General features: G+C 38.4%; 11 protein-coding genes. 2 read left to right on the top strand and 9 right to left on the bottom strand.

The annotated features are described in order from the left end of the window. Positions 1-7: 7 nt before the first annotated feature. The 9 genes from MKL36_RS09915 to MKL36_RS09875 all read right to left on the bottom strand — a co-directional run bounded on the left by MKL36_RS09915 (position 8) and on the right by MKL36_RS09875 (position 10,672). Positions 8-913 carry a hypothetical protein gene (locus tag MKL36_RS09915; protein ID WP_000744222.1) on the bottom strand — a complete coding sequence of 302 codons (906 nt, stop codon included), beginning with the start codon at positions 911-913 and terminating at the stop codon, positions 8-10. Beyond that, entirely contained in the window at positions 891-2,735 is a 1,845-nt protein-coding gene (locus MKL36_RS09910; protein ID WP_000750591.1) for a hypothetical protein, read from the bottom strand. The genes MKL36_RS09915 and MKL36_RS09910 overlap by 23 nt, the downstream gene beginning before the upstream one ends. Continuing rightward, positions 2,736-3,986: a glycosyltransferase family 2 protein gene (locus MKL36_RS09905; RefSeq protein WP_000035257.1), complete on the bottom strand. Its 1,251-nt coding sequence runs from the start codon at positions 3,984-3,986 to the stop codon at positions 2,736-2,738. It lies immediately after the preceding gene. Then, positions 3,973-4,869 (bottom strand): hypothetical protein, encoded by an 897-nt coding sequence (locus MKL36_RS09900; protein ID WP_021511056.1) that lies wholly within the window; start codon positions 4,867-4,869, stop codon positions 3,973-3,975. Before MKL36_RS09900 ends, MKL36_RS09905 begins: the two co-directional genes overlap by 14 nt. Next, on the bottom strand, positions 4,869-5,609 hold the full coding sequence (locus MKL36_RS09895) for a hypothetical protein (protein WP_001186261.1): 741 nt from the start codon (positions 5,607-5,609) through the stop codon (positions 4,869-4,871). The genes MKL36_RS09900 and MKL36_RS09895 overlap by 1 nt, the downstream gene beginning before the upstream one ends. Positions 5,610-5,803: 194 nt before the next feature. Further along, the gene (locus MKL36_RS09890) at positions 5,804-7,246 is read right to left on the bottom strand and encodes a cryptochrome/photolyase family protein (protein ID WP_000063721.1); all 1,443 of its coding nucleotides are present in this window, start codon (positions 7,244-7,246) and stop codon (positions 5,804-5,806) included. A 103-nt stretch (positions 7,247-7,349) separates the two neighbouring features. Further along, positions 7,350-7,832, bottom strand: coding sequence for an FKBP-type peptidyl-prolyl cis-trans isomerase (locus tag MKL36_RS09885; RefSeq protein WP_000123995.1), 483 nt, complete (start codon positions 7,830-7,832; stop codon positions 7,350-7,352). Positions 7,833-7,967: 135 nt separating this feature from the next. Further along, a complete protein-coding gene (locus MKL36_RS09880; RefSeq protein ID WP_021511055.1) occupies positions 7,968-9,254 on the bottom strand; it encodes an NAD(P)/FAD-dependent oxidoreductase in 1,287 nt (428 codons plus the stop codon). A 98-nt stretch (positions 9,255-9,352) separates the two neighbouring features. After that, the gene (locus MKL36_RS09875; protein ID WP_000667907.1) at positions 9,353-10,672 is read right to left on the bottom strand and encodes a D-alanyl-D-alanine carboxypeptidase PBP6B; all 1,320 of its coding nucleotides are present in this window, start codon (positions 10,670-10,672) and stop codon (positions 9,353-9,355) included. Positions 10,673-10,844: 172 nt separating this feature from the next. On the opposite strand from MKL36_RS09875, the gene MKL36_RS09870 reads away from it, so the two are divergent. Next, the gene (locus MKL36_RS09870) at positions 10,845-12,548 is read left to right on the top strand and encodes a M61 family metallopeptidase (RefSeq protein WP_021511054.1); all 1,704 of its coding nucleotides are present in this window, start codon (positions 10,845-10,847) and stop codon (positions 12,546-12,548) included. A gap of 400 nt (positions 12,549-12,948) precedes the next feature. After that, the gene (locus MKL36_RS09865) at positions 12,949-15,186 is read left to right on the top strand and encodes an NADP-dependent isocitrate dehydrogenase (protein WP_000896679.1); all 2,238 of its coding nucleotides are present in this window, start codon (positions 12,949-12,951) and stop codon (positions 15,184-15,186) included. Positions 15,187-15,249 lie beyond the last annotated feature (63 nt).

Genomic DNA, 15,249 nt, shown 5'->3' with positions numbered 1-15,249 from the left:
AGATCATTTATTTTGAGTTTTTGGGTTCGTTTATGGTGGCGGGTGTGCTGCCATAAACGAGTCGATACCATAGACCGACAATATAAACGGACCATCGGCCCATATAGTGGGGGCCATCAAAAATATAAATTTTTTTCCCTTCATACGCCTTAATTTGAGAGATAATTTCCCAAGGATAGGCTGCACGAAATTGACCATTTTTCTTGGTTCGAAATGCTTCTAAAACAATAACCGTTTTATCTTTTCCAAGTGTCTGTTCAAGTTGATCTAAAATACGTCTAGCTTGTTCGGGAGTTCGTACTCCGACACCTACACCATCTTGGAAAAAAACGCCTGCTTGTTGAGGAAGCCAGCTTTTAACCCATAAATCGTAGTTTTCAGGTTCACTTTCACCACTATAAACACTAACCCAAATAGGTGAGGGTAATTTTTCCAAAACATGTCCTAAGGTACTTACTCTTAGCCATGTTGGGTCGGCTTCTACTGGAAAATAATAGCCTTTTAAAGATGTATCATTTTGTTCTTGAATAATTTGTGCAGATTTTTCACCCAAAGCAACGACATTAGCACGCGCTTCGTGTTCATTATATTCACCTGCTAACCCCAATATAAGATTTTTGGCCCAAGGTTGCTGTTTAATTTTTTGTAAATCAATGGCTTTTTCCCATTGAGGAAGATTGGAGTTTTTCCACCAAGATTTAGATTCAACGACAGACCATTGGGGAACAAAAGTATTTATTCCTAAGTAATGCCAGTTTCCTTTAGGAGGAGTAGTATCATTGTCAGGTTGCCAGAAAATACCCTCAATAATGGGAGGTTGCCCATGATTTTTGAACAACCCCGCATAACCCACTACACTACATATAATTAAAATAATAAAAGCAGTTATTTTAATTGGTATCTGTTTTTTCATTATTACGTCGTAACCAATACCACAAGAAGATCACTATTATCATAATTGCAGAGATAATCACAACTAATAAAAAGAATGATGATTGCTGAACTAATGGCGCTTTTTGATTACCTACAATTAATTTTTGAAGAACATAAATATTGCCGTTTTCAGACACTAGCATTTTGGTCACATTATTTGGGATTTTATGCTGTATTTTTCCCCATAAATGCATAAAGGTTTGTGCACCGTTTTCAGAGTCTGTAATTACATCGAAGCGGTTATTGTTATAACTTACGATAAAGCCATTCGCTGCTGCGGGTGCATAAATAATATTTTGATGCATTAAGACTTGTTGCTGATAAATCTCTTTGTTCACTCTCACATTCACTGCTTGTGGAGAGGTCGGAGAAAAGCGTACTAGGTTCACTGGCATTGGTGCTTGTGTCAGCAGCATATTTTTAGCGACTTGTCCTAAAATAATGGCAATATTTAATGCCCCGGATTGGTCATCAATTGCGATTGTTGGCTTGGTGGCTAAGGTCATTGAAAGAGCGGCAACACCATTTTTAAGTTTATGGGGAAGTTTTACCGTTGATTTGGCGGTATCAACCCAGAGTGAGCCGTGAGCATTGGGTAAACATTGAGAGTTGGCAATAACCGAGTTTTCAAGTTTTAAGCTAAAGTTGGTTGTATTTGAAATTTCCTTGGCAAAGATGTTGAACTGTCGGTTTACAGGGTCGGATGCGAGATCCGCCGTTTTCATACTTCCTGCAAGTCCTCCATCAATCCATGCTGTAATATTTGAACCTTGTAATAGTCCACTTTGAATACGAAGTGCGATTTGCCCTTGCAGAATATCAGTAGGTTGCCATACTGCCGGAAAATCAAGAAATAAATTCTTTTCGGCATGATTTAGTCGAAAATCCTGAATACCTAGATCTGCAAGCGTATCAATTTTTTTAAATTGCGCCCAAGCTGGTGCTGAGATTGTAGTTGGAAAAATAGCGCTACCCGTATCAAGCTGTTGCACATAAGTTGGATTAATTAGCCCGTTAATGGCAGCGGTAAGCTCTTGTGGAGTGTGATAAGTAATAGATAGCGTCGGTACACCTTCAGCCGGTTTAGCAATTTGTACTAAGGCTCCTCCTTTGAGTGGGCTTGCCGAACGAATCACTTCAATAATAAAGTTCGTTTCAGGATTTAGATTGGTTTGGCCTGAATCAACCCATTCAATTGGCGTTACAGAACTCCACGAACTTACTAATCGGGCCAACATAGAGGCTTCGGTAATTTCTTTACGGTTATATTTTAAGATTCCGACAAAAGGTGTAGGACGTCTAGCCTGAGGGTTAAATAAAGCGTCCGGTAGATCTTTTAAACGGTACTCATTTCGAATAGGTGTAAAGTCGAGTTGGGAATTACTCAAATAAGTTAAGTGATCAATATCTTCTGTACAGAATGTTTCTTTTGTTTGGTTAAGCGTCGTTGGTTTTGCATATTGTTGAATAATAAAATCTAAACGGTGAAAACCACTCTGACTGGCAGGAATATTAAATTTGAATTGGCCATCACCATTAAGCGTAGTGTTATAAATGAGCTTGTCGTCATATTTGACGAGTACTGTTGTGTCATTTTCAGTTGAGTAGTCACTCGAAAACTGAATGTTTTGCCATTCAGCACCTTTTCCAATATAGAAAAAGTGAGGCTCGACTGTATATTTAGTCGAGGTACTAATATCGTCGAGTTTCCATGTATAAGCATGAGTAGACATGGCAAGCAAAAAACTGGTGCTGGCAAGGAGCACTTGAGCTGTTTGGTAAAGATCAAAAGTCTTTTTCATTTATTTTTTCTCCTTGCTACGTTCCGTTTTGTACCATTGAAGGGAGTTGCCCTGTATTTTATTTTTTAGCATGTCGAATGCGGCTTTAAACACAATAAATAAGAAGATTTGTGAGTAACTTACGTAAGATAAGACAGAATAAAAATAGAGTTCTGGTTTAACTTTTTCTAAAGAAAGCGTAAACCACATTTGTGCTACATAGAGACAAAATGAGAGTCCCCACAGTAGTGTAAATGGACCAGGAACTGAAATACCTGCAATATCAAGTAAGCCAAGCGTTAAGGTAATATGACTCCAGAATAAAGCCGGTACAAAAAGGATATAGCACATAATGTTATTTAGAATTTCAATCCCGATTGGGAATGGGGTTCTCAGTGCTACAGGTAAATATTTACGTGTCACATAAAAATTACCTTGAGTCCAGCGTGAGCGCTGTTTAACGAATACGCTTAATGAAGGAGGATCCTGTTGCCAACCGATTGCATAGGGAACCCATTTAATTCGTTTTTGTCCGATAAAAATTCGAAAACTCATTTCTGTATCATCGACTAGCGATTTTTCATCAAAACCGCCCAAAGTCTCTAGAGCATCGCGCCAGATGACATAATTTGTTCCCATTAATGTTGATAGTTCAAAACGTTGCCAGCGTCCACCTTGAAAGATCCATTGGAAAAAGATGAATTCAATCGCAATAAAACGAGTCAAAATACTATCTTGCCAGTTACGGGTTCTGACTTTGCCATTTACCGCGACTAGCTTTTTATCGGCTAACAAGGTTTGGGCAAGTAATCGGACGCAATCGGGTTCAGGGGTACTATCGGCGTCGTAAACAACAATTAACTCACCTTTGGCATGGGGAAGACCATTATTAAGCGTTCTTGATTTACCTTTACCACCCATACCTTTGGGTACATTGACAATTTTTATGCAAGGATAAATTTTTGCGAGGTTTTCTGCGATTTCAAGGGTGTTGTCTTTGGAGCCATCATTGATCAGTAAGACTTCATAAGACTCTGCCGGATAGTCCTGTTGAGCAATGGCATGCAAAGTGTCCTCAATCACAACGCCTTCATTATAAGCAGGGATCAAAACACTTAAGACTGGCCATCTTTCTGGTATTGGTAAGTTTTGCAGCTCTTTTTCAGCCGTTTTGGAATACTTCCACGCTTGATAGCTTAACCATGCCCAAAATGCTTGTGGAATCCAAATACCTAAAAAGCCAAATAAAAACAGGATATCAATTGGAGCCATTTTTACGGACCCTCCTAATAATAGAAGAGATGAGCAGCAATAATAAAATTGCCCCGACCACTAAGGAGATCCATGAAATATAGCTACCAAATGTACCGAGTAGATCCGGATACGTCGTTGTTAAAATCAGGTCAAGTGGAACAACAACAATGCTTAAAACAATAAATATATAACCTATAAGATTCGTACTTACATGTTCAGGAGTACTCTCATAATCAATATTATTAAAGTTCCAAGAAATGCCGAGTTGAGGATATCGAATATTAGATAGAGGTAAATCGGCAGGGGGATTAATGATAATTTCATAACCTGAAACATGACCGTTAAAACCCTTGGCCGAGTAAAATAAATGTTGGCCTTGTCTGACTTCTCTTGAGGGTAATGGTAAATTTGCTGAATTTAGCTGGATAATATAACTACCCGTTGGTTGAGAAATTAAATTTTCATCCCATCCCGTACTCACAAAAGCAGCCATTGGGCGTAAACCAATAGCGGTCGAAAAAGTTGCTTTTGCGGCAAAATATTGAGGTTGTTCAGTTTTAAAAAGCACAATAGGAATAGCACCTTGGCTTACTGCTTCTTTTAACAAGAAATAGTGTGGAAAACCAAACACCTCGTCTGGCAAGATAATGCCGGGTCTAATTCCGTTATGGATAAACTTTTGGAAACTTTCAGAGCTAATCTGATCAATCGTAAAGACAGGCCACCATGTATCTTGGTAAGGGAAAAACATGGAAAGATCACTAGGACTTTGAACCTCGGCTTTTATTTGCTCAGCTTTAATTTCGCAATGATAATATTGTCGATAGAACTGTTGTAATGTGGCATCTGGATATTGGCTAGAGGCGATTACAATTCCACAAATATTAAGAAGATTAGACATTAGCTCATCTCCTCGGGTGGAAGAGGAACAATTTTGTATTCCACCTCAAGACGCAAGGTCGTAATTTCTTTTAATTTTTTTAAGAATACAGGGTCTTCTTCTGTTTTCTGCTGGCGAATCATAATACTGTAAATATTTTCCAGATCATCATCTGCAAACTGGAAAACAATCTCGTTGGGTTCATGTTGGCTCAAAATTTTAATCATTTCATTTTGAGTTGTTTTCCAGACATCATCGCCTAACATTTCTTTAATCAGACTGCGATTAAGAATTCGGATTTCGAATACTTCATAATCTTGTACATTGTGGTGATCAAGTAATTTAAAAAAACTACGCTGAAAGTATTTTAAAGCACTGAGCGGGAAAATATCGCGGCGATAGTTTCGGTCATAGCTTTGAATATCACGATATTTCTGTACATTAATTTCAATATTGTGGCGTACAGCACTTAGAAAGAGCGGAATTAGGGGAATAATGAATAGTAAAAGTAACTGACGTTCAATATGTGTTTGTGCGCCTAAGTCGAGTAAAAAGTATACGGCAACCCCAATAAAAGCGACTAAACCTACAATTAAAGACAAACCGACTTCTAAAAAAGCACCTGAAATTAAAAGAAGAAGAATAAAAATCCAACTTCCTCTAAAACTCACAGGCAGCCACTCATATGCAACCATTCCCATAAATAGATGAGCTGCGATAATCCATAAGATGAGTGTTCTACCGGGGTGTTTTTGTTGCATGTGGCCTATGCTACCTTTTTTGTAATGTTAATTTTTTTATACTTTTATAATGAAAGGTGTTGATTTGCGAAGTAGTTGTTGTTTCTGTCCTTTTTAGGTATCTATTATGTTTATTTGTAGATTAAAGCCACTGTATAGTCAAACCTTGTTATTAATTTTTCATCAAAAATAAACAGAGCAGACTCAATTGTTATCTAAATATTCTTGAAAGTTTCAATTGCTTTAAGGCGTGTTTCTTTTAAATCTACTATGGGTTTTGGATAATTTAAACCAAGATCGGTTTTGCTTGAGTAGGGTTCATGAATCGTTTTATTGTCCAAATGAGCCAATTCTTTCACCCATTGGCGAATATATTCACCCTCCGGATCAAACTTCTTTGATTGAGCAATTGGGTTGAAAATCCGAAAATAAGGTACGGCATCTGTTCCTGTTGAGGCACACCATTGCCAACCGCCATTATTTGCGGCGAGGTCACCATCAATTAAATGTTGCATAAACCATTGTTCACCAATGCGCCAATCAATCAAAAGATTTTTACATAAAAACATGGCCGTAATCATACGTACTCGATTATGCATCCAGCCTGTTTGTAAAAGTTGTCGCATCCCGGCATCAACAATAGGAATACCGGTTTGACCCGTTTGCCATGCGGTTAAATGTTCTGGATTATGGTTCCATTTAATCTTCTGACTATCTTTCTTAAACGGGATGTGTTTAGAAACATGCGGAAAATCAAATAAAATATGTTGGTAGAACTCTCTCCAAAGAAGTTCGTCTAACCATGTTTGTTGGCCCTCATTGACTAAGTGAAAGTTGCCATGTTGATTACGAAAGAGTGCTTGTAAACACTGTCGAATAGATAAAATACCAATATTTAAATAAGGCGAAAGCTTACTTGTACCTTGTATATGAGGAAAATCGCGCTCGAGTTTATAATGACAAACCGATTCTTCAATAAATTGATCTAATTGTTCTAATGCGTATTGTTCGCCAACAGGCCATAAATCTTGCTGTTCTTTTGAGAGAGATGAGCAAAATAGCTTTTCAATTTCGTCTAAATCAATATTTTCCCCCTGTAAAAAATCTAGTGGTACTTCATTTTGTTTATTAGGGACCGGATAACATTGAGGTAAACCGCTTGTGTCGAGCTTTGTATAACAGGCTTTTTTGAATGCACTAAATACTTGATATGGTTGTTGTGATTGGTTACGGATTGAACGTAAAGGAAAAATAGTACGGTCATGGAATAAAAATAGTTCTTTGCCATGCCGATTTAAATAGTCTTGTACCGTTTTATCTCTTTTTAATTCATTTACGCCTATTTCGATATTGGCATACACGTTTTCAATATTATATTTCTTGCTGAAATCAGAAATAAAGTTTGCGATCTCTTTCCAATAGGGAATGACTTGAATAACTAGTGGAATATGAATTGCTGCTAACTCTTTCTGAAGCGTTCTGAGTTGTCGTAAATAAAAACTTATTTTTATTGGAGCATCGGCGTGTTGTTTCCATTGCTCTGGCGATAAGATGACTAAACCGAGGGAAGGTCCTTGCTGGCTGGCGTGCCATAAAGCTGCATGATCATGTATACGCAAATCTTGGCGAAACCAAATGAGCTGATAAGCATTTGACATGCAAGTCCCTAAAAATAAATTAACTCTATGAATATTATATAAAATAAAGACATAAAAAAAGCAAAGCCGAAGCTTTGCCTTTTATTATCTTCTAAAAGAAGACTTAGTGGTGGTGACCACCCGCACCGTGTACGTGACCGTGATCTAATTCTTCTTGAGAAGCTTCACGGATTTCTACGATTTCAACTTCAAAAGTTAAATCTTGACCAGCAAGTGGGAAGTTTGCATCAACGATAACGTTGTCACCTTCAACAGCTTTAACAGTAACGATTTGAACGCCGTCATCTGTTTGAGCTTGGAATTGCATACCTGGTTGAATGTTATCAACGCCTTGGAACATTTGAGCAGGAACTTCTTGTACTAGGTCTGGGTTGTATTCGCCATAACCTTCAGCAGCTGGTACGTTAACAGTGAATTTATCACCAACAGTCTTACCAGTTAATGCATTTTCTAAACCAGGAATGATGTTGCCTGCGCCATGCAAATAGGCAAGTGGTTCACCTTGAGATTGATCAAGTGTTTCACCCTCAGCGTTTGTTAATTTATAGTGGAATGAAACCACGTGGTTATTTGCAATTGCAGTCATGTTTTTGATCCATTCAATCAATTAAAGCGTACATCATAAAGTGAAAAATAAATTTTGTAGACTACAAAATCTCAATCTTTAACACTTTTTCTAATGCGTTTTTATCTAAATAGGGATGAACTTAAAAAATTCAACTCAATACAGCTTAATTTTTGGTCGTACTCGTCTTGTAAGTAAATCTTTCATTGTGAGTAGTCCAGCTTGAGTGTATCCGTGAATTGTTGCTTGATGTAAACGGTATAAAGATACATACATCGTTTTAGCAATATATCCTTGGACACTGACATCCCCCAGTAATTCTCCAACCGCTTTATTACGACTTAAAGACACAAGTGAACCTTTGTCATTAAAAGTAAACATCGGTTGTGATCGGCCATTTAGCCTAGCAGCCATAGCATCGACTAAAAAGCTTGCTTGTTGACTAGCAACTTGAGCGCGTGGTCCGAGAGGCGGGTGTCTTGCATCAAGTTGGCAATGGGCACAATCACCAAATGCAAATACATGAGGATCGGAATAGGTCTGCAGCGTTGCATAGACCATTAAGCGGTTAATATTGTCACGTTCGAAATCGCTAAGACTTTCAAGTACTTTTGGTGCTTTTACCCCAGCTGCCCATACCGTAATATCACTGTTGAGCTGGTTGCCATTACTAAAATAGATATGGTGTTCATCAATTTTTTCAACACGGTGTTTAGTTAAAATTTCAACACCCATTCTTTGAAGCTGTTTTGCGCTATGCTCAGCTGTTTTTTCACTTAGGGCAGGGAGGATGCGTTCTGAGGCCTCAATGAGTGTAATTTTGACTTGATTCGGATGGATCTTTTTCAAACCATAGCGATAAAAGTTTTTGGTCGTTTCAATCAGTTCAGCCGCAAGTTCGACACCTGTTGCCCCCGCACCAATAATTCCAATATTTAATGTACGTTGATCGGGTTGATTTTGCGCTTCGATATATAAATGTAAAAGATCTTGCTGGAAAATATCCGCCTGTTTACGGCTATCGAGGAAATGGCAGTTTTCACGAACACCGGGTGTATTGAAATCATTTGATACTGAACCAAGCGCTAAAACCAGTGTATCGTAACTGAGTTGTTGAATATGGGTACTTTGTTCTTTAGAGACTTGAGGGGGAATTAAATCAATTATTTTCTTATCTTTATTTACTGCTGTTAATGTTCCCAACACAAATTCATAGTGGTGTTTCTCTGCATGGGCAAAATAATTGGTTTGCTCTTCGTGAGGATTTAAAGAACCCGCCGCAATTTCATGAAGTAATGGTTTCCAGATATGAGTTAGATTTTGGTCAACCAATGTAATTTTGGCTTTACCATTTTTCCCAAAAGTTTCACCAAGTTGTGTGGCGAGTTCTAAACCACCAGCACCACCACCGACAATAACAATATGATGTAAGTTTTGGGTCATTTTTATCACCTAATTATTTTTCTATAAAAAAAGATGGCTAAATTATGCCATCTTTTCTTTATAAAATTTATTGTGCATCTGTGCACAATTTGATGTTTTTAGTGCGAATCTATAGGGTAGAGTTTTGCTGCACTGTGCTCACTTGATGAAAAGATTGAGAATAGGCTTGAGAACCACATCATAATTCTTTGGAAAATATTTGCTTCTTCAATGTGTACATCATTTTCAATTTGAAGACTGCGAATGAGCTGGTTGTTTTGATAAATTGAAACTGTTGCCAAATTCATCGCTTTCATTAACGGTGCTGTTAACTTTTGCTCATTTAACTGAATATTTACACGTGTTTGAGTTGTTTCAAGTGGAGCAATAACTTTAGGTTGTTGATTGCTATCAAGAACTTGAATACGCTGTGTAGCATAATCAAACGTATTTAAATCAATTGGTGTTGGCTCAGCATATAAAGAAGTCGTAACAATGGTTGGCTGCTTAGTTTCTACTTTAAACATTTTTAAAGTTGATTTAATAACAGGCAATTCAGCAATTAATTTTTGCTCAGGAATAACCACTTCATCACGTGTATAAGCATAAGCAAGATTCATTAATTTATCTGCAATTTCAGCACGTTTCACAGCACTTGGTGTACCTAAGACAATTACCAGTAAACGTCTTTGCGGTAAGTTCGGTGAAAATGAAGGGCGTGAAGCTGTTAGAGCCAAGTTATAACCTGCTGCTTTGGTATAGCCAGTTTTTAAGCCATCTACAGATGGATCGTATTTGAGCGCAAGGTTCGTCGCGTGGTGAAAACGTTGATTGTAGCTAAAGCTCGGCATTTTCGAATAATGTAAATATTCAGGGGTCTGGTGAATCACTGCCTGACTTAATAAGCTCAAATCATGAGCTGTCGTGTAATGATCCGGCATTGTAATACCAGCAGGGTTACTAAAGTGCGTGTCTTTCATACCCAGTGCTTGTGCTTCTTGATTCATACGTTGTACGAAATGAGGCACATCACCAGAAATTTTTTCAGCCAAAGTCACAGCTGCATCATTTGCAGACATAACAATTAAACCAGCCAAGAGCTGATCAACTGAAATTTGCTCGCCCGCTTTGAGGTACATTTGTGATTCATCCCACTGCACCACGCTTACGACTGGTGTTGCAGTAATGACTTCGTTCAGTTTTAACTTTCCAGCCTTAATCTCTTTTAATGCAATGTAGGCCACCATCATTTTGGTTAAAGATGCTGGCGCACGTTGTACATGACTATTATGCTCAGCAATAATTTGACCAGATTGGGTATCTACAATTGTCCATGCAGCGGCTTCAACACTTTCAGGAGCAATATTAAGTAGAGCAGCATTGGTAAGAGTAGTACAGAAAATACTAAACAGCGTAAAAAGAGATAGGAAGAATTTCACTAGGTGACCTTGACGTTTACTGGCAAATACGGAACACAGATGCCCAGCATGCTATGCCTTTTTTTTGTAGAAGGCTAGTGTGAATTGTTGCCAAAAAATACATCTACGCAAGTCGATACAAAAAAGTGATAATCTAATGTGAAACCGTTCTTATTTTTAAATTGAAGAATTTATGTTGCATTATCAAATTGAGTTCGATGATTACAAACAACACCTTGTTCACGTGACAATTCGCTTTTTAGCGAATCCAAATCAGGAACTATGGTTGCCAACGTGGATTCCGGGCAGTTATCTCATTCGAGAGTTTTCTAAGCACATCGAGGCAGTAAAGGCCTATGATGAAGCTGGACGCATGCTCAATATTAAAAAGACTGAAAAAAATCGCTGGCGTTTATTTAACACCGATCACGAGTTAATTACTGTTGAATATGATGTTTATGCATATGATTTATCAGTACGTGGTGCTTATGTAGATCAAACGCGTTTATATATTAACCCTGCCTGTGTGTGTTTAGGCTTAGAAGGCCAAGAACAATCTGCATGTGAATTAGAAATCTTTTTGCCGGATGAATTAAAACACTTTCAGTTAGCAACAGGATTAGCTTCAAAAAGTTTAGTAAAAGGACGTTTTACTTTAAAAGCTGATCATTATGATCAACTCATTGATAGTCCATTTGAACTGGCTGATCAAACGCGTTTTAGCTTCGAAACGCATGGAATTGAACATGAGTTTGTAATTTCAGGTACTCACGCTACGAATGTTGATCGTTTAAAAACGGATATTGAAAAAATTTGTGCAGCCGAAATTGATCTGTTTGGTTCAGCACCGTTTAAAAACTATACCTTCATGACTATGGCAACAGGGAATAGTTACGGTGGGTTAGAGCATTGCAATAGCACAAGTCTGATTACTCCACGAGATGATTTACCGAAATCGAATGAACCCACTGAACCTTCGAAAGATTATCAACGTTTCTTAGGTCTATGCAGTCATGAATATTTTCATTCGTGGTTAGTAAAGTTTATCCGCCCAGAAAATTTTGCGAACTACAATCTGCATCAAGAAGGTTATACCTCGCTACTGTGGATTTTTGAAGGGTTTACTTCGTATTACGATGATTTAATTTTATTGCGCAGTGGCGTGATTTCCCAAAAGTCTTATTTAGATTTGTTGAAGTCACAGATTGATCGCTATTTGCAAAACCCGGGACGTTTTGTTCAAACAGTAGCAGAATCAAGTTTTGATGCTTGGATTAAATTTTATCGTCAAGATGAAAATTCGAATAATGCAGGCACGAGCTATTATAACAAAGGTGCATTAGTTGCCTTGTGTTTGGACTTAGGCTTACGTTTACGTGGTTCTAGCCTTGATGCCTTAATGCGTCGATTGTATGAAAATACGCAAAACGGTGTTCAGGTTAATGAGCGTACAATTTTTGATTTATGCGAAGAGCTAACAGGTGATAGTTGGTTAGAGCAAATCAATCATTTGATTAATACTACTGAAGAGTTACCACTCGATCAGTTATTCCCTGAGTTTGGTTTAAGTTATACGCTTAAAAATGATAAGACTTTAGCTTATGGTTTAAAGCTAGCTGATAAGCCTGAAGGTGTGCTAGTACAAAATGCTCACCGTGAGGGAGCTGGTGCTAAAGCGGGTATTTCTGCTAATGATGTCATTATTGCAATTGATGGTCTAAAAGCGACCACAAAACTTATTGAGAAATATGCTAAACAAAAGGGTAATTACTCAGTCTTGGCTTTCCGCCGTGATGAGTTATTGTCGTTTGAAGTTACAAGTGGCAGCATAAACTTAACTGAAGTTGAACTTATTATTGAAGATCAAAGCAAAGCTGACAAATGGTTAAAAGCCTAAATAACCGTTAATTAATTTATAAAAAACCGATGTTTCGTGCATCGGTTTTTGTTTTTTCCTAACTTCAAAACATAGAAAGAGTCTTTATCTTTGAGTTTGTTTTGAATGAAAAGTATAATAATTGTCAGAACTCTGAAAGATATCTCATGTAATTTAAGACTGTTCTATACCTAAAAAGTTGGTAAAAGCACATTTATTACCATAAGTTAGGTATAAGATTATTATCGATAGATTTAAATTATGTATTATTTCGCTGCGAAATGTCGTTATCACTGGATATTTCGTTGACTGAAAGCCAATGAGAGCCGATACTCTCAGGGTTTTATTTAAGCATATCGGTTCGTAGGCACTGGGCCAAAAGCTCGGTCCTCAAAACTCAATTCAACGGAAGGGGCTATATATGGCTGGTGAAAAGTCAACCATCATTTACACACTGACTGACGAGGCGCCATTATTGGCGACTTATTCGCTACTGCCGATCATTGAGACCTTTACTAAGCCAGCTGGTATCGAGATTGTTAAAAGTGACATCTCTGTAGCTGCACGTGTGCTCGCAGAATTCGCTGACTACCTAAGTGAAGAGCAAAAGGTATCCGACAACCTTGCTGAGCTAGGTCGTCTTACACAAGATCCAGATACTAACATTATCAAACTCCCAAATATTAGTGCCTCTGTTGCGCAATTGACAGCATGTATTAAAGAACTTCAATCTAAAGGTTATGCAATTCCTGACTATCCGGAAAACCCAGCGACTGAAGAAGAAAAAACAATCAAAGCTCGTTATGGCAAATGCCTAGGTTCAGCAGTAAACCCTGTTCTTCGTGAAGGTAACTCTGACCGTCGTGCTCCTGCTGCCGTTAAAAATTACGCTAAGAAACACCCTCACTCAATGAGCGAGTGGAAACAATGGTCGCAAACTCACGTTTCACACATGGAAGAAGGTGACTTCTACCACGGTGAAAAGTCAATGACACTTGACCGTCCACGCAATGTAAAAATGGAACTTATCACAAATAGTGGTAAGAGCATTGTTCTTAAGCCAAAAGTTGCGCTTCAAGAAGGCGAAATCATTGACTCAATGTTCATGAGCAAAAAAGCGCTTTGCGACTTCTATGAGAAACAACTTGATGACTGCCGTGAAGCAGGAATTTTATTCTCATTACACGTAAAAGCGACAATGATGAAAGTTTCACACCCGATCGTTTTCGGTCACTGCGTGAAAATCTACTATAAAGAAGCTTTCGAAAAACACGGTAAGTTGTTTGACGAATTAGGTATTAACGTAAATAACGGTATGGCTGGGTTATACGAGAAAATCGAAACTCTTCCAACCTCATTACGTGAAGAAATCATTGAAGATTTACATGCTTGCCAAGAACACCGTCCTGCACTTGCGATGGTTGACTCAGCAAAAGGCATCACTAACTTCCATTCACCTAACGACATCATCGTAGATGCTTCTATGCCTGCAATGATCCGTGCTGGTGGTAAAATGTGGGGTGCTGATGGTAAGCAATACGATGCTAAAGCAGTAATGCCAGAATCAACATTTGCCCGTATTTACCAAGAAATGATCAATTTCTGTAAATGGCATGGTAACTTTGATCCAAAAACAATGGGTACAGTACCAAACGTTGGTTTGATGGCTCAAAAAGCTGAAGAATACGGTTCTCACGACAAGACTTTTGAAATTCCTGAAGCAGGTATTGCAAACATTACTGATCTTGACACTGGTGAAGTGTTATTGACTCAAAATGTTGAAGAAGGCGATATCTGGCGTATGTGTCAGGTGAAAGACGCTCCGATTCGTGACTGGGTAAAACTTGCAGTAACTCGTGCACGTAACTCAGGCATGCCTGCGATCTTCTGGCTTGACCCATACCGTCCACACGAAAATGAATTGATCAAGAAAGTACAGAAGTATTTAAAAGATCACGATACGACTGGTCTTGATATCCAGATCATGTCTCAAGTACGTGCAATGCGTTACACACTTGAGCGTGTAGTTCGTGGCCTAGATACAATTTCTGTAACCGGTAACATCTTACGCGACTACTTAACTGACTTGTTCCCAATTATGGAACTTGGTACTTCTGCGAAAATGTTGTCTATCGTTCCGCTTATGGCGGGTGGTGGCATGTACGAAACTGGTGCGGGTGGTTCAGCACCTAAACACGTACAACAACTTGTTGAAGAAAACCACTTACGTTGGGATTCGCTTGGTGAATTCCTTGCGCTTGCAGTTTCTCTAGAAGAAATGGGTATTAAAGAAAATAATGCTCGTGCGAAGTTACTTGCGAAGACACTTGATGAAGCGACTGGTAAATTGCTTGACAACGACAAGTCTCCATCACGTCGTACAGGCGAACTTGACAACCGTGGCAGCCACTTCTACTTGTCACTTTACTGGGCAGAAGCACTTGCTGCACAAAATGAAGATGCTGAGTTGAAAGCTAAATTTGCTCCACTTGCAAAAGCATTAGCTGAAAACGAACAGAAGATCGTTGCTGAGCTTGCTCAAGTACAAGGTAAACCAGCTGATATCGGTGGTTACTATGCAGTTGACCCAGCGAAAGTAAGCGCTGTAATGCGTCCAAGTGCTACATTCAATGCAGCGCTTTCAACTGTTCAGGCTTAATTACTAATTCATTAGTACATAGCTAAAAGCCGGTGCATAAGCACCGGCTTTTTATTTTTATAA

The sequence above is a fragment of the Acinetobacter sp. AOR12_HL genome (genome assembly GCF_027855275.1).
Lineage (GTDB): Bacteria > Pseudomonadota > Gammaproteobacteria > Pseudomonadales > Moraxellaceae > Acinetobacter > Acinetobacter baumannii.
The sequence above is the reverse complement of the archived record's forward strand: the minus strand, read 5'-3'. Positions and strand labels throughout refer to the sequence as shown.

What these genes read in the sequence shown, in the direction of transcription:
- MKL36_RS09915 (WP_000744222.1), bottom strand. Translation starts at nt 913, where the DNA reads ATGAAAAAACAGATACCAATTAAAATAACTGCTTTTATTATTTTAATT.
- MKL36_RS09910 (WP_000750591.1), bottom strand. Translation starts at nt 2,735, where the DNA reads ATGAAAAAGACTTTTGATCTTTACCAAACAGCTCAAGTGCTCCTTGCC.
- MKL36_RS09905 (WP_000035257.1), bottom strand. Translation starts at nt 3,986, where the DNA reads ATGGCTCCAATTGATATCCTGTTTTTATTTGGCTTTTTAGGTATTTGG.
- MKL36_RS09900 (WP_021511056.1), bottom strand. Translation starts at nt 4,869, where the DNA reads ATGTCTAATCTTCTTAATATTTGTGGAATTGTAATCGCCTCTAGCCAA.
- MKL36_RS09895 (WP_001186261.1), bottom strand. Translation starts at nt 5,609, where the DNA reads ATGCAACAAAAACACCCCGGTAGAACACTCATCTTATGGATTATCGCA.
- MKL36_RS09890 (WP_000063721.1), bottom strand. Translation starts at nt 7,246, where the DNA reads ATGTCAAATGCTTATCAGCTCATTTGGTTTCGCCAAGATTTGCGTATA.
- MKL36_RS09885 (WP_000123995.1), bottom strand. Translation starts at nt 7,832, where the DNA reads ATGACTGCAATTGCAAATAACCACGTGGTTTCATTCCACTATAAATTA.
- MKL36_RS09880 (WP_021511055.1), bottom strand. Translation starts at nt 9,254, where the DNA reads ATGACCCAAAACTTACATCATATTGTTATTGTCGGTGGTGGTGCTGGT.
- MKL36_RS09870 (WP_021511054.1), top strand. Translation starts at nt 10,845, where the DNA reads ATGTTGCATTATCAAATTGAGTTCGATGATTACAAACAACACCTTGTT.
- MKL36_RS09865 (WP_000896679.1), top strand. Translation starts at nt 12,949, where the DNA reads ATGGCTGGTGAAAAGTCAACCATCATTTACACACTGACTGACGAGGCG.